Source organism: Polyangiaceae bacterium, assembly GCA_015075635.1.
In the GTDB taxonomy this organism is placed as follows: Bacteria; Myxococcota_A; Polyangia; order Polyangiales; family Polyangiaceae; genus JADJKB01.
Genome location: JABTUA010000002.1, coordinates 1,826,090 through 1,843,507, shown reverse-complemented (window position 1 = coordinate 1,843,507; position 17,418 = coordinate 1,826,090). Strand labels below are relative to the sequence as shown.

At 70.0% G+C, this 17,418-nt stretch carries 14 protein-coding genes; 5 read left to right on the top strand and 9 right to left on the bottom strand.

The window, feature by feature from the left end:
* Window positions 1-13: 13 nt before the first annotated feature.
* From HS104_24510 to HS104_24490, 5 genes are all read right to left on the bottom strand, one after another.
* Entirely contained in the window at window positions 14-1,867 is a 1,854-nt protein-coding gene (locus HS104_24510; GenBank protein ID MBE7483123.1) for a HAMP domain-containing histidine kinase, read from the bottom strand.
* The gene (locus HS104_24505) at window positions 1,864-3,261 is read right to left on the bottom strand and encodes a HAMP domain-containing histidine kinase (protein ID MBE7483122.1); all 1,398 of its coding nucleotides are present in this window, start codon (window positions 3,259-3,261) and stop codon (window positions 1,864-1,866) included. The genes HS104_24510 and HS104_24505 overlap by 4 nt, the downstream gene beginning before the upstream one ends.
* Window positions 3,258-3,830: a GNAT family N-acetyltransferase gene (locus HS104_24500; protein ID MBE7483121.1), complete on the bottom strand. Its 573-nt coding sequence runs from the start codon at window positions 3,828-3,830 to the stop codon at window positions 3,258-3,260. The genes HS104_24505 and HS104_24500 overlap by 4 nt, the downstream gene beginning before the upstream one ends.
* Before the next feature lie 53 nt (window positions 3,831-3,883).
* Window positions 3,884-6,427, bottom strand: a complete 2,544-nt coding sequence (locus HS104_24495; protein MBE7483120.1) for a serine/threonine protein kinase — start codon at window positions 6,425-6,427, stop codon at window positions 3,884-3,886.
* Between the two features lie 92 nt (window positions 6,428-6,519).
* Window positions 6,520-7,533: a pyridoxal-phosphate dependent enzyme gene (locus HS104_24490; protein MBE7483119.1), complete on the bottom strand. Its 1,014-nt coding sequence runs from the start codon at window positions 7,531-7,533 to the stop codon at window positions 6,520-6,522.
* A gap of 76 nt (window positions 7,534-7,609) precedes the next feature.
* Here HS104_24490 and HS104_24485 point away from each other — a divergent pair, with 76 nt between their 5' ends.
* The 4 genes from HS104_24485 to glnA all read left to right on the top strand — a co-directional run bounded on the left by HS104_24485 (window position 7,610) and on the right by glnA (window position 11,583).
* The gene (locus HS104_24485) at window positions 7,610-8,782 is read left to right on the top strand and encodes an ATP-dependent 6-phosphofructokinase (protein MBE7483118.1); all 1,173 of its coding nucleotides are present in this window, start codon (window positions 7,610-7,612) and stop codon (window positions 8,780-8,782) included.
* 59 nt (window positions 8,783-8,841) lie between these two features.
* Window positions 8,842-9,684 carry a hypothetical protein gene (locus HS104_24480; protein MBE7483117.1) on the top strand — a complete coding sequence of 281 codons (843 nt, stop codon included), beginning with the start codon at window positions 8,842-8,844 and terminating at the stop codon, window positions 9,682-9,684.
* Between the two features lie 122 nt (window positions 9,685-9,806).
* Window positions 9,807-10,145, top strand: coding sequence for a P-II family nitrogen regulator (locus HS104_24475; GenBank protein ID MBE7483116.1), 339 nt, complete (start codon window positions 9,807-9,809; stop codon window positions 10,143-10,145).
* A gap of 25 nt (window positions 10,146-10,170) precedes the next feature.
* The gene (gene glnA / locus HS104_24470; GenBank protein ID MBE7483115.1) at window positions 10,171-11,583 is read left to right on the top strand and encodes a type I glutamate--ammonia ligase; all 1,413 of its coding nucleotides are present in this window, start codon (window positions 10,171-10,173) and stop codon (window positions 11,581-11,583) included.
* Window positions 11,584-11,691: 108 nt separating this feature from the next.
* Here the strand turns inward: glnA and HS104_24465 are convergent, their stop codons facing one another.
* Window positions 11,692-12,279, bottom strand: a complete 588-nt coding sequence (locus tag HS104_24465) for a Uma2 family endonuclease (GenBank protein MBE7483114.1) — start codon at window positions 12,277-12,279, stop codon at window positions 11,692-11,694.
* Between the two features lie 107 nt (window positions 12,280-12,386).
* Here HS104_24465 and HS104_24460 point away from each other — a divergent pair, with 107 nt between their 5' ends.
* Window positions 12,387-13,283, top strand: a complete 897-nt coding sequence (locus HS104_24460; protein ID MBE7483113.1) for a GGDEF domain-containing protein — start codon at window positions 12,387-12,389, stop codon at window positions 13,281-13,283.
* A gap of 3 nt (window positions 13,284-13,286) precedes the next feature.
* On the opposite strand, the gene HS104_24455 is transcribed toward HS104_24460, so the two are convergent.
* The 3 genes from HS104_24455 to HS104_24445 form a co-directional block, all read right to left on the bottom strand.
* Window positions 13,287-14,576, bottom strand: coding sequence for a hypothetical protein (locus HS104_24455; protein ID MBE7483112.1), 1,290 nt, complete (start codon window positions 14,574-14,576; stop codon window positions 13,287-13,289).
* Window positions 14,577-14,589: 13 nt separating this feature from the next.
* The gene (locus HS104_24450) at window positions 14,590-15,879 is read right to left on the bottom strand and encodes a hypothetical protein (protein MBE7483111.1); all 1,290 of its coding nucleotides are present in this window, start codon (window positions 15,877-15,879) and stop codon (window positions 14,590-14,592) included.
* Window positions 15,880-16,030: 151 nt separating this feature from the next.
* Window positions 16,031-17,218, bottom strand: coding sequence for a hypothetical protein (locus HS104_24445; GenBank protein MBE7483110.1), 1,188 nt, complete (start codon window positions 17,216-17,218; stop codon window positions 16,031-16,033).
* Window positions 17,219-17,418: the final 200 nt, after the last annotated feature.

Here is a 17,418-nt window from a genome sequence, read left to right as displayed (position 1 = left end):
AATCCGGGGCGCGTCACTCTTCCACGCCGACCGGGATGCGTACCGTGAAGACACTGCCCTTCGTTCCGCGGTCCGTCACCGCGACGCTGCCGCCGTGGAGCTCGATGATGGCTCTCGCCAGGGAAAGCCCGAGCGCCAGGCCGCGGTGCTCCCGCTCCCCGGGGTCGGGGTTCGGGTCGAGCATGCCGGCGAGCTCCCGAGCCGGCACGCGTGTGCTGGGGACTTCGACGTCGATGCGAGCGCCGCCGGCGCGCGAGGGCGCGGCGCGCATGCGGACGTGAGCCCGCTCGCTGGAGCGCAGGGCGTGACCGATGATGGTCGCCAGGGCCCGCGTGAGGCGCAGGCGATCGACGTGAAGGTCGGGCACTCCGCCGACGATCTCGGCGATCACCTCGATCTCCGGGTCACCTCCCAGATCTCGGCCCTTGGCCAGCGCCTCCTCGAACAGCTCCTCCACCCGCACGCGCTCGCGCACCAGCGTCAGCTGCCTCGCCTCGACGCGCGATGCGTCCAGGATGGTCTCGATCAGCGCCAAGAGCTCGCGGCCGCGCTTGGCGATCAGGTCCAGGCTCTCGAGCTGGCCCGCGCTCAGCGTCTCGGTGTCGCGCACCAGATCGGTGAAGCCCAAGATGGCGTTCAGCGGGCTCTTCAGATCGTGGCTCACGCTGGCGAAGAACAGGCCGCGCATGCGCGCCGCGCGCTCTCGTGCGGCGATGGCCCGCTCCTGCGCGCGGGCGAAGACGCGGAAGCGATCGGCCAGGCGTTCGATGGCCAGGCCCAGCTCCTCCACCACACGAAAGCGCACCGGGCGCATCACGCGGGTACTGCCGCCGATCACGCTGTCGGTGCCGAGCAAGCGTACCCCGCGCGTGGCGGTGGCGACGTCGTCGTTCAGCGCGCGGCCGAGCCCGAGCCCGAACAGCGCGGCCAGCGCCACGGCCAGGAGCGAGACCACCATGGACACCGGGCCGAACACGCCCACGCTCGAGGCGCCGAAGCGCACGTGGGCGGTGCCCTGCTCGAGCGGCGTGGAGACCTCGATGGCGCCGCCTCGCTCATGCTCCGTCCGGGCAGGTGCGACCCAACGGTTGAGCGTGACGACGTAGCCCGCTCGCTCGGCCACCCAGATGGCCTCCTCCACGCCGGCGGCTTCGAGCGTGCCAGCGCTGGCGTCCAGCGCGGCGCGGGCCAGCAGGCGCGCCAGCGCCTCGCGGTCCCGCTCGTCCGCGCGCCGCACCACCGCGTTGGTCACCAGGGCGGCGCCGATGGAGACGAGCGCCACCGGCAGGGCCACGGCGAACAGCAGCCGGCGCGGGATGTAGCGCTTGAGGGTGCCCTGCTTCTCTTCGGCCTCGATCACCGAGCGCATCGCGTCCGGCGGCACCCGCTCCAGGGTCTCGGCGAAGGCCCCACGCACGAGCACGCTGAGCGGCAGGCTCGCTGCAGCGACGAACACCGTGCCGAGCAACGCCACGCTGACGCCGGTGGTCAGGTCGACCAGCGCGGGACGAAACAGCGTGCCGGTCAGCGCCAGTCCAGCCAAGGGTGGAGCGACCCAACCCGTCACGACGCGACCGCTGTCTTCACCGAAGGCGGCCAGGTCCACGGGAGAAACCGCGCCCGGCGTGCCGCCCAGCGAGCCGAGCAGCGGGCGATGCCGGCTGAGCACGATGGCGTTGTGCACCAGCGCGACCGCTCCCCCGGTTCCGACGGCGTAGAGCAGCACCCGAGTGATGGCCTCCTGGACCGCGCCGGACAAGAGCAGGAGCCGCGGTACCAGCGGGGCCACCAGCACCGCAGTGCCCAGCGCGAACGCGGCTTGCCAGCCGAGCACGCGGACCTCGAGCGGGGACAGGCGCGGGATCACGCCTGGGCCTCCTCGGCCTTCGGGGCCGGGGCCTGTCGCGGCAAGAAGATGCGGAACACCGAGCCCTCGCCCAAGCTGCTCTCGAGATCGATGCTACCGTCGTGCATCTGCAAGAGGCGCCGTGTGATGGCGAGGCCCAGGCCCGAGCCGGCGCGTCGCGTGGCCACGTCGCCTGCCTGGCGGTATTCGTCGAAGATGCTGGCCTGATCCTCCGGCGCGATGCCCGGGCCGGTGTCGCGGACCGAGATCTTCGCCCAGCGCTCCGACTGCGCCTCGACGGAGACCGTCACCTTGCCCTCGCGGGTGAACTTCACCGCGTTGCCGACCACGTTGGCCAGGATCTGCCGGATGCGGCGCGCGTCGCCCCAGATCTCGAGCGGCTCGCCGTCGAGCACGACCTCGAGAGGTTTGTCCTGGGCGTTGATGCGAGCTTCGCGCACCACGTCCTCGGCGACCGACCAGAGGTCCACCGTTTGCGGCGACAGCTCGAGCTCGCCGCTCTCCAGGGCGGACAGCTCCAGGATGTCGTCGATCAGCTCGCGCAGGTGCTGGCCGCTCGAGCGCACGACCTCGAGGTTCTCGCGCGCGTCGGCTCCCAGGGGCCCGTCCACCTCGGCCAAGAGCACGTCGGCGAAGCCCAAGATGGCGTTCAGTGGCGTCCTGAGCTCGTGGGACAGCGCGGCCAGGAACGCGCTGCGGTCGCGATCGTAGGCCAGGGCGCCGGCGAGATCCTGGCGGTAGGCGCGCTCGGCGGCCGTGAACCGCTCGACGAGCCCGTTGAAGGCGACCGTCAGCCTGCCGACTTGGTCGATGGTGCGAGCCGGGATCAGCTTCCCGGCCGGCTCCCGGTCCTCGCGCGCCATCTCGGTGATGCGGCGCTCCACGTAGGCGACGTCGGAGCGTACGTCGCGCGCGATGGCGAAGGCCACGAGCGCCGCGGCCCCCACCAGGATCCAGGTCAGCGCCGCCACCGACGCGAAGAGCGAGCTCGGGTCGGGGCGTACACTCGCGAGCTCGGCGTGCACGGCCAGCTTGCCGCTTCCGCTCGGGGAGAGCACCCAGTCCTCGGCAGCGTCGAAGGGGGCGTCTCCGCTCTGGTGCACGACGGCGCCGCCCTCGTCGAGCAGCGCGACGCTCAGCCCGGAGCGCTCGGCTGCCCGCGCGATCACAGCGGGCTTCGCCTCGGGCTCGGTGGCCTGGAGGCGTGCGGCGAGCGCCGCGGACAGGAGCTGCGCGCGGTGCTGCGCCGCCGCGTGGCTCTGCTCGTCGAGCTGACCGAGACCCACCCAGGCCACGACCACCGCCGTCGCGACGCCGAGCGCGATCACGGCGAGGGGAGCGAGCGGGAGGAAGCTGAGCCGCCGTCGTCGCTCGAGGGCGGGCGCAGCGCTCACGGGTCCGTCGCCAGCCGAGCGAACACGGCGTGGTCGAGCCAGCGCGAGCCGACGAACTCGGCCTGACGGGCGATGCCCTCGAAACGGAAGCCGAGGCGGGCGATGACGCGCAGGCTGGCGTGGTTGTCGGTTGCAGCGGCGCAGCGCATTCGGTGCACGGCCAAGCGCTCGAATGCGAATTGGACCGCGGCACGCGCGGCCTCGGTCATCAGGCCGCGCCCCGTCGCGTCTCGGCGCAGCCAATAGCCGAGCTCGCACGAACGGTGCAGGTGGATGCAGGAGTCGAGCCCCGCGACGCCGAGCAGCTCGCGGCTGACGCGGTCGCGGATCGCGAAGCGCACCGCGCGCCCCGCATCCCAGTCGGCCGCGCACGCGTCCGCGTAGCGCTGACTGGCATCGGGGGTGTTGTTGAAGGGCACCCAGGGCAGCCAGCGCTCCAGGTGCCAGCGCGAGCCGTCCACCGCGTGCCAGAGCTCCCGGCCGTCACTCTGCTCGATGGGCAGGAGCACGAGGCGGGGGGTCTCGATGGGCGAGCGCCGCAGCGTGGAGCGCGCGGGGATCGACAGCATCTGATGCGTCGGGGCCACCAGACGAGCGGATGGGGGAGACGAGCTCGGACGGTTCACTGACACTCAGCCCGGACCACGTAGGCTTCGAGATGCCCGGATTCGTAGTCTCGCCAGGAAATGTACCATTGACCGGGCTTGGGCCCCGCCGCGATCGCCGGGTAGGGCTGAATGCCGCCGACCTTGGCCACCACCCCCGCCGGCTCGACACCGTCGCGGGTCATGTTGGCGAGCCTCACGCGGTTGCCCTCGAAGTAGGTGAGCATGGCGCCGGTCGGGCTCTTCGCCAGGGAGGGCGCCGAGCCGCTCCGGGCGAACTCCCGGTGCCAGATGGTCTGACCTTTGGCGCGGTCGAAGAACGCCGCCAGGGCCCCCGACTTGCCGTCGTCCCAGACCACGAAGCAGTCGGCCTTCTCGCACGCGACGCGCGCCTCGCCCTGCTTGCCCTGGGTGTTGCTGACCGCGAAGAGCTTGCCGACGCTGCGGTCCTCGAGCTTCTTCTTGCCCGTGGCCTTCACGCCGGCGGCGAGCCCCGGATCGGTCATGGCGACGTCGAGCAGCATCACGCGGCGCTTCTTGTCGCGCTCCAGCGCGAACGCGATCACCAGCGATCCCTCGGCGATGTCGAGGCTGGGCCGGCTGGCGATGCCGCCGTGGCCGTCGCGGCCGGCGCCCAGGGCCGTCAAGCGCACTGCTTCGCCCAGCGGCTCGAGCTCGGCCGAGAGGTGGCGCGCCGCCAGGTCCACTCCGTCCTCGAACGTCTCCTCCCACACCACCCAGTACGAGCCGTCCAGCGCTCGTGAAATCGTCGGGTAGTACTCCTGGCGCTTGACCGCCGACACGCGCTTGCTCGGCCCCGCCATGCGCCCGTCGCTCTCGAGCAGGCGCGCGTACACGCCGGGCTCGTTGCCTCCGTCCTCCCAGAACAAGAGCGCGAGCCTCTCGCCGGCGGCGAGCAGCTGCGTGTGTCGCGCCGACGTGGCCTCCGGGGTCACCAGCCGGGCCGGTGACACGCGGCGCAGCGCGCTGTCGAGCAGCGCGGTGAACGCCTGGCGGCGCGCCGCGTCCTGCTGGTTGTCGACCCAGACCACCACCGGCCCCGCCGCCGTGACCACCAGATCCGGCCGCGAGCTCGGCGTCGTGCGCTCGAACGGGCGCGGGCGCCCGAGGCCCGTGGCCTTGCACTTGCCGCCGCTGGAAGGGATGGCCACCGCGGCGTGGCTGAGCAGACCGCGCGCGACGCCCGAGCCGCCGTTGTTGAACGCCTCCTTGAAGGCAGCGAGGGAAGCCTCTCCCTTGCCGTTTTGGAGCAGCTCCTGGGCCTCCGAGACGTGTTTGGCGTAGCCGTCGGTCTCGAGCGGGCGATCGTAGGTGGGCGCGGTGGGCGCGGTGGCGGCGGATGCGCTCGGGGCGACCGAGGCGCTCGGCGTGGGCGCCGCGCCGGTAGCTGGCGGGTGCAGCACGTAGAACCAGACCGCGTACCCGCCGAGGGCGAGCGCCGCGACCCCGAGCAGCGCGCCGACGGGCCCGAGCCCGCTCTTCTTGCTCGGCGTGGGGACGCTGAGCACTTGCTCCGCGGGGCTCGAGGCGGGGGCCGGAGCTCGCGGTGCCGCCGACGGCGCGGCCTTGCTCTCGTCGACCAGCTGGTCGACCAAGGCGCCTTCTTCGGCGCTCGGCGCCGAGCTCTGCCGCCAGGCGGGTGGGGCCACGCTGGTAGCCGGCGTCAGCGCCTCGGCCAGCGTTTGGGCCAGCTCTTTGGCGTTCTGGAAGCGCTTCTGCGGATCGCGCTCGAGCGCCTTGACGAACCACTGGTCGAACTGCGGCGGCAGGTCGGGGCGCAGCTTGGACGGCTTCGGGATCGGTGCTCCGGCGATCTGCGCCAGGATCATCGCCACGCCCTGGTCGACGTTCCACACCGTCGTCCCCGTCAGGCACTCGTAGACGATGCAGCCCAGCGCCCAGAGATCGGCGCGGTGATCGACCTCGCCCTGTCCCTTGGCCTGCTCCGGGCTCATGTAGGCCGGCGTGCCGAACAAGGCGCCTTCCCGGGTCAGGCGCGGTGAGGCCGCGTCGCCGGTCTGCTCGTAAAACTTCGCCAGGCCGAAATCCAAGAGCTTGACCACCATCTCGCCCTCGGGCGTCTTGGTCACGAAGATGTTCTCGGGCTTCAGATCGCGGTGGATGACGCTCGACTCGTGAGCCTTTTGCAGGCCGCGCGCCGCCTGGGTGATGACGGCCAAGGTCGTGTCCGCGTCGATGCGGCGCACGCGCGTCATCATGTCGTACAGGCTCTCGCCCTCCAGCAGCTCCATCACCAGGAACGGGCGGCCGTCGTACATGCCGGAGTCGTAGACGTCGCAGATGTTGGGACTGCGAATCGCGGCAGCCGCCCGCGCTTCGCGCAGGAAGCGCTCGCGCACGATGCGCGAGGTCACCAGCTCGGCGGCCAGGATCTTGACCGCCACGCGCTTGCCGAGGGTGATGTTCTCGGCCTCGTAGACCGCGGCCATGCCGCCGCGACCGATCTCCTTGGTGATGCGGAACTTCCCCTCCAGGACGGTCCCCACCGGGACCTGCGATTTGTTCGAGGGGGAAGCCATTCGTGTGCGCGGCGCCTAACGGCGTCACGTTAGCAAGGGAGGCCAAGGAGCGCGAGAAAGCACGGCCCTCGGGCGGCGAAAATCCGCCGGAATTACCGGGAGCTCAGCCCTCGAGGCAGAAGGCTCGCGAGCTCGCTCGGGACGCTCGCAGGCGCGTTTTCGAGCAGCGGCGCGAGCGGGGCTGCCGAAAGGGTGTGCCAGTACAGGACGGTCCGCCGGGAGGGCGCGGGCACCCGGAGCTCCTCCAGCGCGCGCGCGAAGGTCTTCGCGGTGTAGGTCGGATCCAGCTCGAGCCCGACGCTCGCCGCGTCGCGCGTCGCGCTCTCTCCAGCCGGGGTCGAGTGCCCGTAGCCGGCTCCCAGGTGCGCGTCGTCCACTTCCAGCGCCCGCCCGAGGCGAAGCAAGCCGGCGTCACCGCCGTCGGTGCGGGTCGCCGCCCGCCCGAGGGCGAGGACGACGGCCCTTCCGAGCGGTGCTCGGACCGCGACCGACACACCGACGACCCGGGAGCGGAGTCCCTCACGCAGCACGCCGGCGAGGAGCCCCGCCACCGTGCCGCCGGAGCCGAGCGGCGCGACGATGACGTCCGGCTCCGGAGCGTCGCCGCGGCGGATCTGGTCCAGGAGCTCCGTCACGGCGTGGGCGTAGCCCAGCGTGCCCAGCGTGCTCGAGCCGCCGGCGGGCACGAAGAAGTCGCCGCGACCGAGGTTCCGCGCGACACCGAACGGCACGGCGCGCATCGAGCCCACCACGGCGACGTCGATGCCGAGGCCCAGGGACGCGCGCAGGGTGGTCTCGGCGTGAGGCGTCCAGGGCTGGGGGCAGAGCACCGCGAACACGGGAATGCCGACGGACCGGGCGTAGGTGGCGGTGGCGAGCACGTGATGGCTGCCCCCTGCTCCGGTGGTCACGATGCGCTTGGCGCCGCGGCGCACGGCCTCAGCCAGGATCAGCTCGAGCTTCCGCACTTTGTTGCCGCCGTACGGCTCGGCGGAGAGCCCGTCGTTCTTGATCCAGAGCTCGGCGCGCTCCGAACAGAGCACGTCGGCGCGAAACACCGGGGTGGGGTAGCGCCCGAGCTTCAACGGAGAAGGAGGCTGCTTCATGTAAAAACTGCGCGGTCTTCTGCCGCGTTCGCCATGGGAGACACGCGCCGCGAGCGAGTCTACATTGCGGACCGCCATGATTCGAAGGATTGCCGTCAACACGGGTGGAGGTGACGCGCCGGGCCTCAACGCGGTGATCCGCGCGGTCGCCATCAGCGGCATGAGCCGCGGCTGGGAGGTGCTCGGGATCCGTCACGGCTATCGCGGCTTGCTCGACGAGCCGGACGGGGTGGTGTCGCTCGACCGCAACAGCGTGCGTGGCATCCACCACTTGGGCGGTACCATCCTGGGCAGCACCAACCGGGGGGACCCGTTCCACTATCCCGTGTTGCAGAACGGCGAGCTGGTGCCCACCGACGTGTCGGGCCGGGTGATCCAGCGCCTGGACGAGCTCGGCGTGGACGCCCTGGTGGCCATCGGCGGCGACGGTTCGATCAAGCTGGCCGCCAAGCTGCTCGAGCGCGGCCTCCGCCGCGTGATCGCGGTGCCCAAGACCATCGACAACGACCTCTCCGGGACGGATCTGACCTTCGGCTTCGACACCGCGGTCGCGACCGCGACCGAGGCCATCGACAAGCTGCACACCACCGCGCAGGCCCACGAGCGAGTGATGACCGTCGAGGTGATGGGACGAAACGCCGGCTGGATCGCCCTGTACTCCGGCATCGCCGGCGGGGCCGACGTGATCCTGATCCCGGAGATCCCGTTCGACATCGAGCGCGTGTGCGACAAGATCCGCTGGCGCGAAGCCATGAACCGACGCTTCGCCATCGTGGTGGTCGCGGAGGGCGCGATGCCCGTCGGCGGCGAGGCCTTGTTCAAGGAGCAGGCCGACGAGTTCAAGGAGCACGGCCAGCTCGGCGGCATCGCCGAGCGCGTGGCGCGGGAGATCCAGGCGCGCACCGGCAAGGAGACCCGCAGCATCGTGCTCGGCCACCTTCAGCGCGGCGGCAGCCCAGTGATGACCGATCGCGTGCTGTCGCTCCGGCTCGGCTGCGCGGCGACGCGCTTCATCGCCGAGACCAACGTGAGCGGTCTGGTCGCCCTGCGAGGCAGCGACATCCGGCTGGTACCGCTCGCGGAAGGCACGCAGCGCATCCGCACCGTGCCCCCGGACTCCGACGTCCTCGTGACCGGGCGTCAGCTCGGCGTGTGCTTCGGCGACGAGCCGCCCGAGTCGTTCGAGCCGTCGATGTTGCCGCCGCCGCCGTCGCTGCCCGCCTACCGCATGCTCAAACGGACGTCCTGAACCCGGGCCCCCGGGCCGGCGCCGCCGCAAGTCGCGCGACTCACGACGGAATCGCGAACGTGCTCGCCGAGCCGCGCGATCTCGGGGAGCCTCTCGCGGTGGCGCAGCTCTCGCTCCCCGAGCTCCTGCTCGCGCTGATGGTGCAGCACGGGCACCCGGGCCAGTCGCCGTACTCGCGCGAGCTCGTCCCCGAGTGTGGCACGGACCCGAAGACCCCGAGCTGCGAGCTCGCGCCGGCGTGCGCCGAGCCGTCGGCCTCGTGCCGGGCGCCAGCGTACTCCGCGGTCCGCGGCGGGTGGGTTCGGGTCGAGACACGGACGCGCGCGCTCTCACGCTTCGCCGGCATCGCCAAGGCGCTGGCAGGTACGTCGTCGCGCCTGATGGCCTGCGGCGCGCCGGACTGCGAGCCGCTCGGCTGGCCGGGCACCGCCCGCACGTTGGCGCTCGCGACGCTGACGGTCGTGCTCCACGAGTCGGGGCTGCGCGAAGACATTCAGTTCGGTCATCCGCCGCTCGGTCGGGGGCCGAACCGCGAGGCGTGCTTGGTCCAGGTCGCGCTCGATCAAGGACCGCGCGTGGCCAGCTGGCTCTTGCCCGACGAGCGCGCGCGCGTACTCGCGGATCCCGCGCGACGCGAGGCATTCGCCAGCTCGCTGCTCGGCGATGACCCCGACGCGCTCGGGCGCTGCTTCGAGGTGGGGATGCGGCTCTTGGCACGGGCGCGGCGCGGCTGCGGCGCCGCCGGCGTGGCCTGGGACTACGGCATGTTCAGCTCGTACGGCGGGGGCAGGAGCTGCCGCGTGCCGCCCATCGGGCAGACACGTACGAAGACTTTTCGCACCCTGGCCGCCGGGCGACCCCGGAGCTCCCCGGAATTTGCGGCGCTTCTCGGCGATCCCTAGCGCTCGGACCTGTGCACAACTTGTGGTTTCCCTCGGACCTCGCGCCGAAACATTTCCGAAACATGCCAGGGGCTACTCCCTCCGGGCGCCGAGCGGAGCTCTCGGCGCCCTGGAGCACCGTCATGAAGAAGGTCGAAGCAATCATCAAACCCTTCAAGCTGGACGAGGTGAAGGACGCCCTGTCCGAGGTCGGCATCCAAGGCATGACGGTCACCGAAGTGAAGGGCTTCGGTCGCACCGGCGGCAAGAAGGAGGTCTATCGAGGCTCGGCCTACGTCGTCGACTTCGTGCCCAAGGTGAAGCTCGAGATCATCGTGCCCGAGGCCATGGTGAAGGAAGTGATCGACGCCATCGAGAAGAGCGCCAAGACCGGACGCATCGGCGACGGAAAGATCTTCGTCATGCCGATCGACGAGGCCGTGCGGATCCGCACCGGCGAGCGCGGTGAAGAAGCCATCTGAAATGGAACCAGGAGAACGAGAGCCAATGAATCCCAAGGAAGTCATCGAATTCGGCAAGAAGAACGGCGCGGTCATGGTCGATCTCAAGTTCATCGACCTGCCCGGCAAGTGGCAGCACACCTCGGTCCCCTTCGAGCGCCTCGAGATGGAGAGCTTCGAGGACGGGTTCGGTTTCGACGGCTCGTCCATCCGCGGCTTCCAGCCCATCAACCAGAGCGACATGCTCCTGATCCCGGATCCCGCCACCGCGGTCATGGATCCGTTCACCAAACACCCCACGCTGAGCCTGCTCTGCACCGTGCAGGATACGATCACGCGCCAGAACTACTCGCGCGACCCGCGCCACATCGCGAAGAAGGCCGAGGCGTACCTGAAGAGCACCGGGATCGCCGACACATGCTTCTTCGGCCCGGAGGCGGAGTTCTTCATCTTCGACGACGTGCGCTTCGACGCCAGCGGGCACGAGGCCTACTTCAGCATCGACTCGGTGGAGGCCGACTGGAACACCGGCCGCGACGAGGGCCCGAACCTGGGCCACAAGATCCGCCACAAGGAGGGCTACTTCCCGGTCTCGCCCCAGGACTCCCAGATGGATCTCCGCACCGACATCTGCCTGACCATGAAGCAGGTCGGCATCGAGGTCGAGGTCAGCCACCACGAGGTGGCGACCGCCGGTCAGGGCGAGATCGACATGAAGTACGACAGCCTGCTGCGCTGCGCGGACAAGCTGATGTGGTTCAAGCACATCGTGAAGAACGTCTCCCACAAGAACGGCAAGACGGCGACCTTCATGCCGAAGCCGATGTTCGGCGACAACGGCAACGGCATGCACTGCCACCAGTCGCTCTGGTCGGAGGGCAAGCCCCTGTTCGCCGGTGACGGCTACGCGGGCATGTCGGATCTGGCCTTGTTCTACATCGGCGGGATCCTCAAGCACGCGAAGAGCCTGGCCGCGCTGACCAACCCGACCACCAACAGCTACAAGCGCTTGGTGCCGGGCTACGAGGCTCCGGTGAACCTGGCCTACTCGAGCCGCAATCGCTCCGCGGCCATCCGCATCTCGACCTATTCGCCGTCGCCCAAGGCCCGACGCATCGAGGTTCGCTTCCCCGATCCGACCGGCAACCCGTACATCATCTTCTCGGCGATGATGATGGCCGGCCTCGACGGCATCCAGAACAAGATCGACCCGGGCGATCCGCTGGACAAGGACATCTACTCGCTCTCGCCGGAGGAGCTGAAGGACGTGCCGCACATGCCGGCCTCGCTCGAGGAGAGCCTCGACGCCCTGGAGCGCGACCACCAGTACCTCTTGAAGGGCGACGTCTTCACCAAGGACGTCGTCAGCATGTGGCTCGAGTACAAGCGCGAGAACGACCTGAAGCTCACGCGGCTGCACCCGACGCCGATGGAGTACTTCCTGTACTACGACATTTGAGTGAGGAGAGAACCTGGTGCACCTCGCGTCGGGGAAGGGCCTGGTGCACCTCACCGCCAACCCCTCTCCCTCACGGGAGAGGGGAGCCGGCGTGCACTGACTGGTGGGTCACCCGACCAAGGACTGACCCGTCAAGGCGTCGTGGCAGACGTCATCGACGGAGAGCGCGCAGCCGAGCGAACCGAGCTCCGCCGACTGTCCGGGTCCGAAGCTGTCGTGCCTCCACTCCCCGGAGTCCGTTCGGGTGAAGACGTCGAGCCGGCGCTCCCGGTGGGAGACGAGCGTGATCTCCTTCACGCTCGGGATGTGTTGGTAATGCTCGAGCTTCTCGCCTCGGTCGTAGTCCTCCGTGCTCTTGCTCGTCACTTCGACCAAGACGCTCGGATTGACGATGGTGCTCGGGTCCGCGGGATCCGACTCGGCCGCCCCGCACACGACCGTCACGTCCGGGTAGGTCGCGAGGCCGGTCTGACGGACGCGCACCCGGAGGTCGGCGCTGTGGACGCGGCAGCGCCTCCCGCGGAGCGCGACGCCGAGCAGCGTGGTCACGTTCGCTGCCAGCGCGGCGTGCTCCGGCGTACCTCCCGCCATGGCGTAGATTTCGCCGGCGAAGTACTCGTGCTTCACGTTCGCCGTCTGCTCGAACGCCAAGTACTCCTCGTAGCTGTAGCGCCGTCGGGGGGCGGGAGCGATCATGGCCGCGCACGAAGCCTAGCACCGTTTCGAGGCCTACCCGCACACGCCCCTACATCATCGCCCTGGCACGGGTTCCCCCGGCGTGTGATACGGTTCACTCTCCCGAAGTGGCTGGAGACGACCTGTTCGAGACCACCGTGGAGGTCACGGTCACGCGTGACTTCACCCGCTCGTGGCGCAAGAGCACGCCGGGTCAGGCGTTTCTCGTCGTCATCGCCGGCCCGCGACTGGGCCATCGCGTCCTTCTGGGGGAGGAGACCCTGGACATCGGGCGCGGCGTGGGCTGCGGCTTCCAGCTCGACCTCGACAGCGTGAGCCGGCTCCACGCCCGGGTGCGCTGGGACGGCACGCGGCACTTCATCGAGGACCTGCGCTCGACCAACGGCACCTACGTGAACGAGAACCGGGTCGGCGAGCACCCGCTGGCGGACGGTGACCGGGTCGGCATCGGGAAGGTGCTGCTCAAGTACCTCGCCGGTGGCAACGTCGAGGCCGCGTACCACGAGGAGATCCAGCGCCTCATGCGCTACGACGGTCTCACCGGCATCTTCAACCGCAGCCACTTCGACGAGACCCTGCACAACGTGCTCTGGCGAGCGCGCTTCGACGGCTCTGCCGTCAGCCTGATCCTCTTCGATCTCGACCACTTCAAGCGCGTCAACGACACCCACGGCCACCCCGCGGGCGACGCCGTATTGCGCCAGGCATCGGCGATCGTGTCCCAGGTCGTCCCGCCCGGTACCATCTTCGCGCGGACCGGCGGCGAGGAGTTCGCCGTGCTCTGCCCCGGCGTGCCCGCCGCGCACGCCTGGCAGCTGGCGGAGCACATCCGCCGCGCCGTCGAGGCCTCGGCCTTCACCGCGGAGGGAACGCGCATCCCCGTCACGGTCAGCCTCGGCGTGGCCGAGCGAGCGGCGACCGACCAGACTCCCGAGGCGCTCTACGAACGAGCCGACACCCAGCTCTACGCCGCGAAGAGCGCCGGCCGGAACTGCGTCAGGTGAGTGTCACTTCGGCGTAGGGACTGGCTTCGTCGTGGTGCCCGTCGCCTCGTCGGCGCTGAACTCGAAGTTGTCGATCAGCACCGTCGAGTCCAGCACGTGGTCGCCCGCGTCCCAGATCGCGAAGCGGAGGATGACCTCGCTGCCCGGCGTCACCGGGCTCTTGGTCTCGAGCCAGCCGGTCGCGCCGTGGTCGTCCCATTGGGTCGTGTCCATGCCGAAGCCGGTGCCTTGCAGGATGGTGGTGCCGAGCGCGCAAGGGAAGGTCTTGCCACCGGCCACACACGGCGGGCCGCCGGTGCAGCCGCAGGCGTCCACGAAGCTGTTGTTCACGCTCACCGGGTTGCCCTGGCTGTCGAACGAGATGTTGTCGAGCTTCGCGTTCGGCGGTGCCGGTGATTGCAGCGCCACGAACGAGTCGTTGAACGAGGAGCACACGAAGTCGGGCCACTCGTAGGTGTAGAAGTTGAAGTTGAAGGAGAAGCTCTTGGCGTTGGTCGGAACGCGGATCTTGAGCTCGAGCCCCGCCGGGTCGTTCGCCGTCGAGCCGGTGGTGTTGTTGCCAGGGCAGCTGGGCGAGTCCACCGGGAAGCCCGCGGGCGGCGGGCTGGTCGTGCCCATGTCCTCGCCGCCCACGTCGGCGTAGTCGGCGTCGGTGGGCTCGCGCGCCGTGCCGCTGGAGAGGCCGAGCATGCGCTTGCCCTCCTGGCAGTTCACGTTGGGGCCGAACTTCGGCAGCATGCCGTGGCCGAGGTCGTTCATGCCGGCGGAGCCGTCGGCCTTGACCCACTTGGCCTCGAGCACGCCCCACTTCTTGTCGCCGGCCGTGGCCTGCGCGCACAGGCCGATGGCGCGCGCGCCGTTCATGGGGTCGTTGTCGGCGACGCTGGTGATGGCCGAGTCGCAGTCCACGGCCGTGTCGTCGGGCGTGCCGTTGCAGTCCTCGTCCACGTTGTTGCCGGCGACGTCGTAGGCGCCGGGGTTGGCGTTCGCGTCGCAGTCGTTGCAGTCGCCGTCCTGGCTGGTGAAGCCGTCCTTGTCCTGGTCCTCGGTGGGGCCCGAGTTGCAGTTGACGGTCCCACCGCCGGTGGCGCCGCCGCCGTCGATGACGAGGCCGCCGCCGCTGCCGCCCAGGCTGATGCCGCCGGTGGCTCCGGTGCCGCTGCCGTTGCCGGCCCCCGCGGCGCCTCCGGTGAACGTGTTGTTGCCGCCGCTGCCGCTGGCGCTGCCGCACGCGGCCGCGGCCAGAGCCAAGGCAGCGCTGCCAGCCAAGAGGCCGATCGCTCGATGGTTCATGACTTCCTCGGGCTCACTTCGGCGTGGGCACGGGCTTGGTGGTCGGCGTGTTGGAGGCCTGGTCGGCGCTGAACTTGAAATTGTCGACCAGCACGCTGGAGTCGAGGATGTGATCGCCGGCGTCCCAGACCGCGTAGCGCAGGATCATCTCGCTGCCGGGGGTGATGGGCGCGACCGTCTCCAGCCAGCCGGTGGCGGCGTGGTCGTTGTCGAAGCCGGTGCCCTGCAAGATGGCGACGCCCAGCGTGCAGGGGAAGTTCTTGCCGCCCGGGTTGGTGGCGCCGATGGTGGGGTTGCACGCCTCGAGGAAGGCGTTGTTCACGCTGACCGGGTTGCCCTGCGTGTCGAACGAGATGTTCGCGTACTGCGGCGGGTTGGCGTTCGTCGCGGGGTTCAAGAGCGCCACGAAGAAGTCGTTGAAGGTGGTGCACACGTAGTTCGGCCACTCGTAGGTGTAGAAGTTGAAGTTGAACGAGAAGCTCTTGGCGTTCGTGGGTACGCGGATCTTGAGCTCGAGCCCTGCCGGATCGTTGGCTGTGTTTCCGGACACGGCGCCGCTGCACGACGGCGACTCGATGGGGAAGCCGGTGGGGCAGGCGCTCTTGACCCCGCTGCTGTAGCCGTTCACCCCCTGGTAGCCTGGATCGGTGGGCTGGCGCGCCGTGCCGCTGGAGAGGCCGAGCATGCGCTTGCCCTCCTGGCAGTTCACGTTGGGGCCGAAGGCGGTGAGCAGCCCGTGCCCGTTGTCGTGGGCGGGGTTCAGCGGCGAGCCGTCCGCGGCCACCCACTTGGCCTCGAGCACGCCCCACTTCTTGTCGCCCGGCGTCGCCACCTGGCACAGGCCGATGGCGCGGGCGCCGTTCATCGGGTCCATGTCGGCGACGTCGGTGATGGCGCCGTCGCAGTCGGTCGGGGTGTCGTCCGGCGTGCCGTTGCAGTCCTCGTCCACCTGGTTGTTCGCGACGTCGTAGGCGCCGGGGTTGGCGTTCGCGTCGCAGTCGTTGCAGTCGCCGTCCTGGATGGTGAAGCCGTCCTGGTCCTGATCCTCGGTGGGGCCGGCGGTGCACGTCGTGCCGCCGCCGCCACCGCCCGCGGCGCCGCCGATGTTCAACCCGCCGCCGCTGGCGCCGCCGCCGCCCACGCTGGCGCCCGCGCTGCCTCCGGCGCCGGACGCATTGCCCGCGCCGCCCGCGCCGCCGGTGAAGAGGTTGTCGGCGGTGCCGCCCGCCGTTCCCCCGCAGGCTGCCGCGGCTGCGCCGAGCGCGAGCGCCCCGGTGATCACGACGATGGTTTGGGTCTTCATGGGCCTCTCCGTTCACTGGTGGGGACGGGCTTGGTGGTCTTGGCACCTCGAGCGGAGCGCACCCGGCTCCGCCATCGCTTCGACACAGTCTACCCGATGCAACCTGCTTGTCGATTTGGTCCAACTACGGATCGCGAAGCGCACGTGCGCCTCACTTGGGAACGGGGACCGGGCTGGTCACGGGAATGTCGCCGCCCTCGGTGGACCAGGTGAAGTTGTCGATCACGACGCTGGAGTCGAGGATCGGGTCGCCCATGTCCCAGATGGCGAAGCGCAGCGTGAACTCGCTGCCGCCGGACACCGGCGAGGCCGTCTCGAGCCAGCCCGTCGCAGCGCCCGACTCGAAGCCGGTGCCCTGGAGCCCGGTGGTGCCCTGCGCGCAGGGGAACTGCTTCCCGCCTGCCGTCTGGGGCGAACAGACCTCGAGGAAGCCGTTGTTCACGCTGACCGGGTTGCCCTGGCTGTCGAACGAGATGTTGCCCTGCTGGGCGCTCGGCGGCGCGGGGCTCTGGAGCGCGACGAAGAAGTCGTTGTACTGCGTGCAGACGTAGACCGGGAACTCGTAGGTGTAGAAGTTGAAGTTGAACTTGAAGCTCTTGGCGTTGAGCGGCGCCTTGATCTTCACCTCCAGCGCCACCGGGTTCCAGGCCGTTGGATCGCTCGCGGTGTTCACGCCGGGGCACGACGGGGAGTCGATGGGGAAGCCGGGTGGCGTGGTGCCCATCGAGCCGGGGTCGAAGCCGCTCACCGGCTGGTAGCCGAGATCGGTCGGATTGCGGGCCGTGCCGCTCGACAGCCCGAGCATCCGCGTGCCCTCCTGCGGGTTGACGCTGGAGCCGAACTTGGAGAGCAGGCCGTGCTGCAACGAGACGTTGGGCGCGGCGTCCACCGGGGCTCCGTCCGCCTTGACGTATTTGGCATCGATGACGCCCCACTTCACACCATCGGAGATCTGACACAGCCCGATGGCCATCGCTGCATGCATCGGGTCGTTGTCCTCGACCTGCGTGATGGTGGAGTCGCAGTTCGCCGGCGGACCGTTGTCCGGCGTGCCGTCGCAGTCGTCGTCCTTGCCGTTGCCCGGGATGTCGATGGCGCCCGGCTCCGGCTGGCCCGGCGTGCACGTCCAGCCCGGCGAGCCGCCGCCGCCGCTGCCGCCGGCGCCGTTGCCGCCCAGGTTGATGCCGCCGCCGCTACCGCTGTTGCCGCCACCGCCGCCGACGCCCGCCGCGGCGCCATTGCCGCCGCTGCTGCCGCCGGCCCCGGAGCACCCGATGCCGGCCGCGGCGATCAGCGCCAAGCCCAGTGTCCCAACCAGAGTCAGTGTCGAACGTGCCATTTTGCTCATCCAAAGAAGTGAGGGTTGAGGGGGAAGCCAAGTGCCTGCGCGCGGCGCGACGCCAAGCCGCTGCTCGGCGCGAGCAGAGGAAGAGCGAGAGCCGTGCGAGGTCGGAGCCGCATGACCAACCGTGAGCGCGTGCCGAGCACGCCACGGCTGGCACCCAGGGGACAGGAGCCCGCCGCCACGAAAAGGTAGCT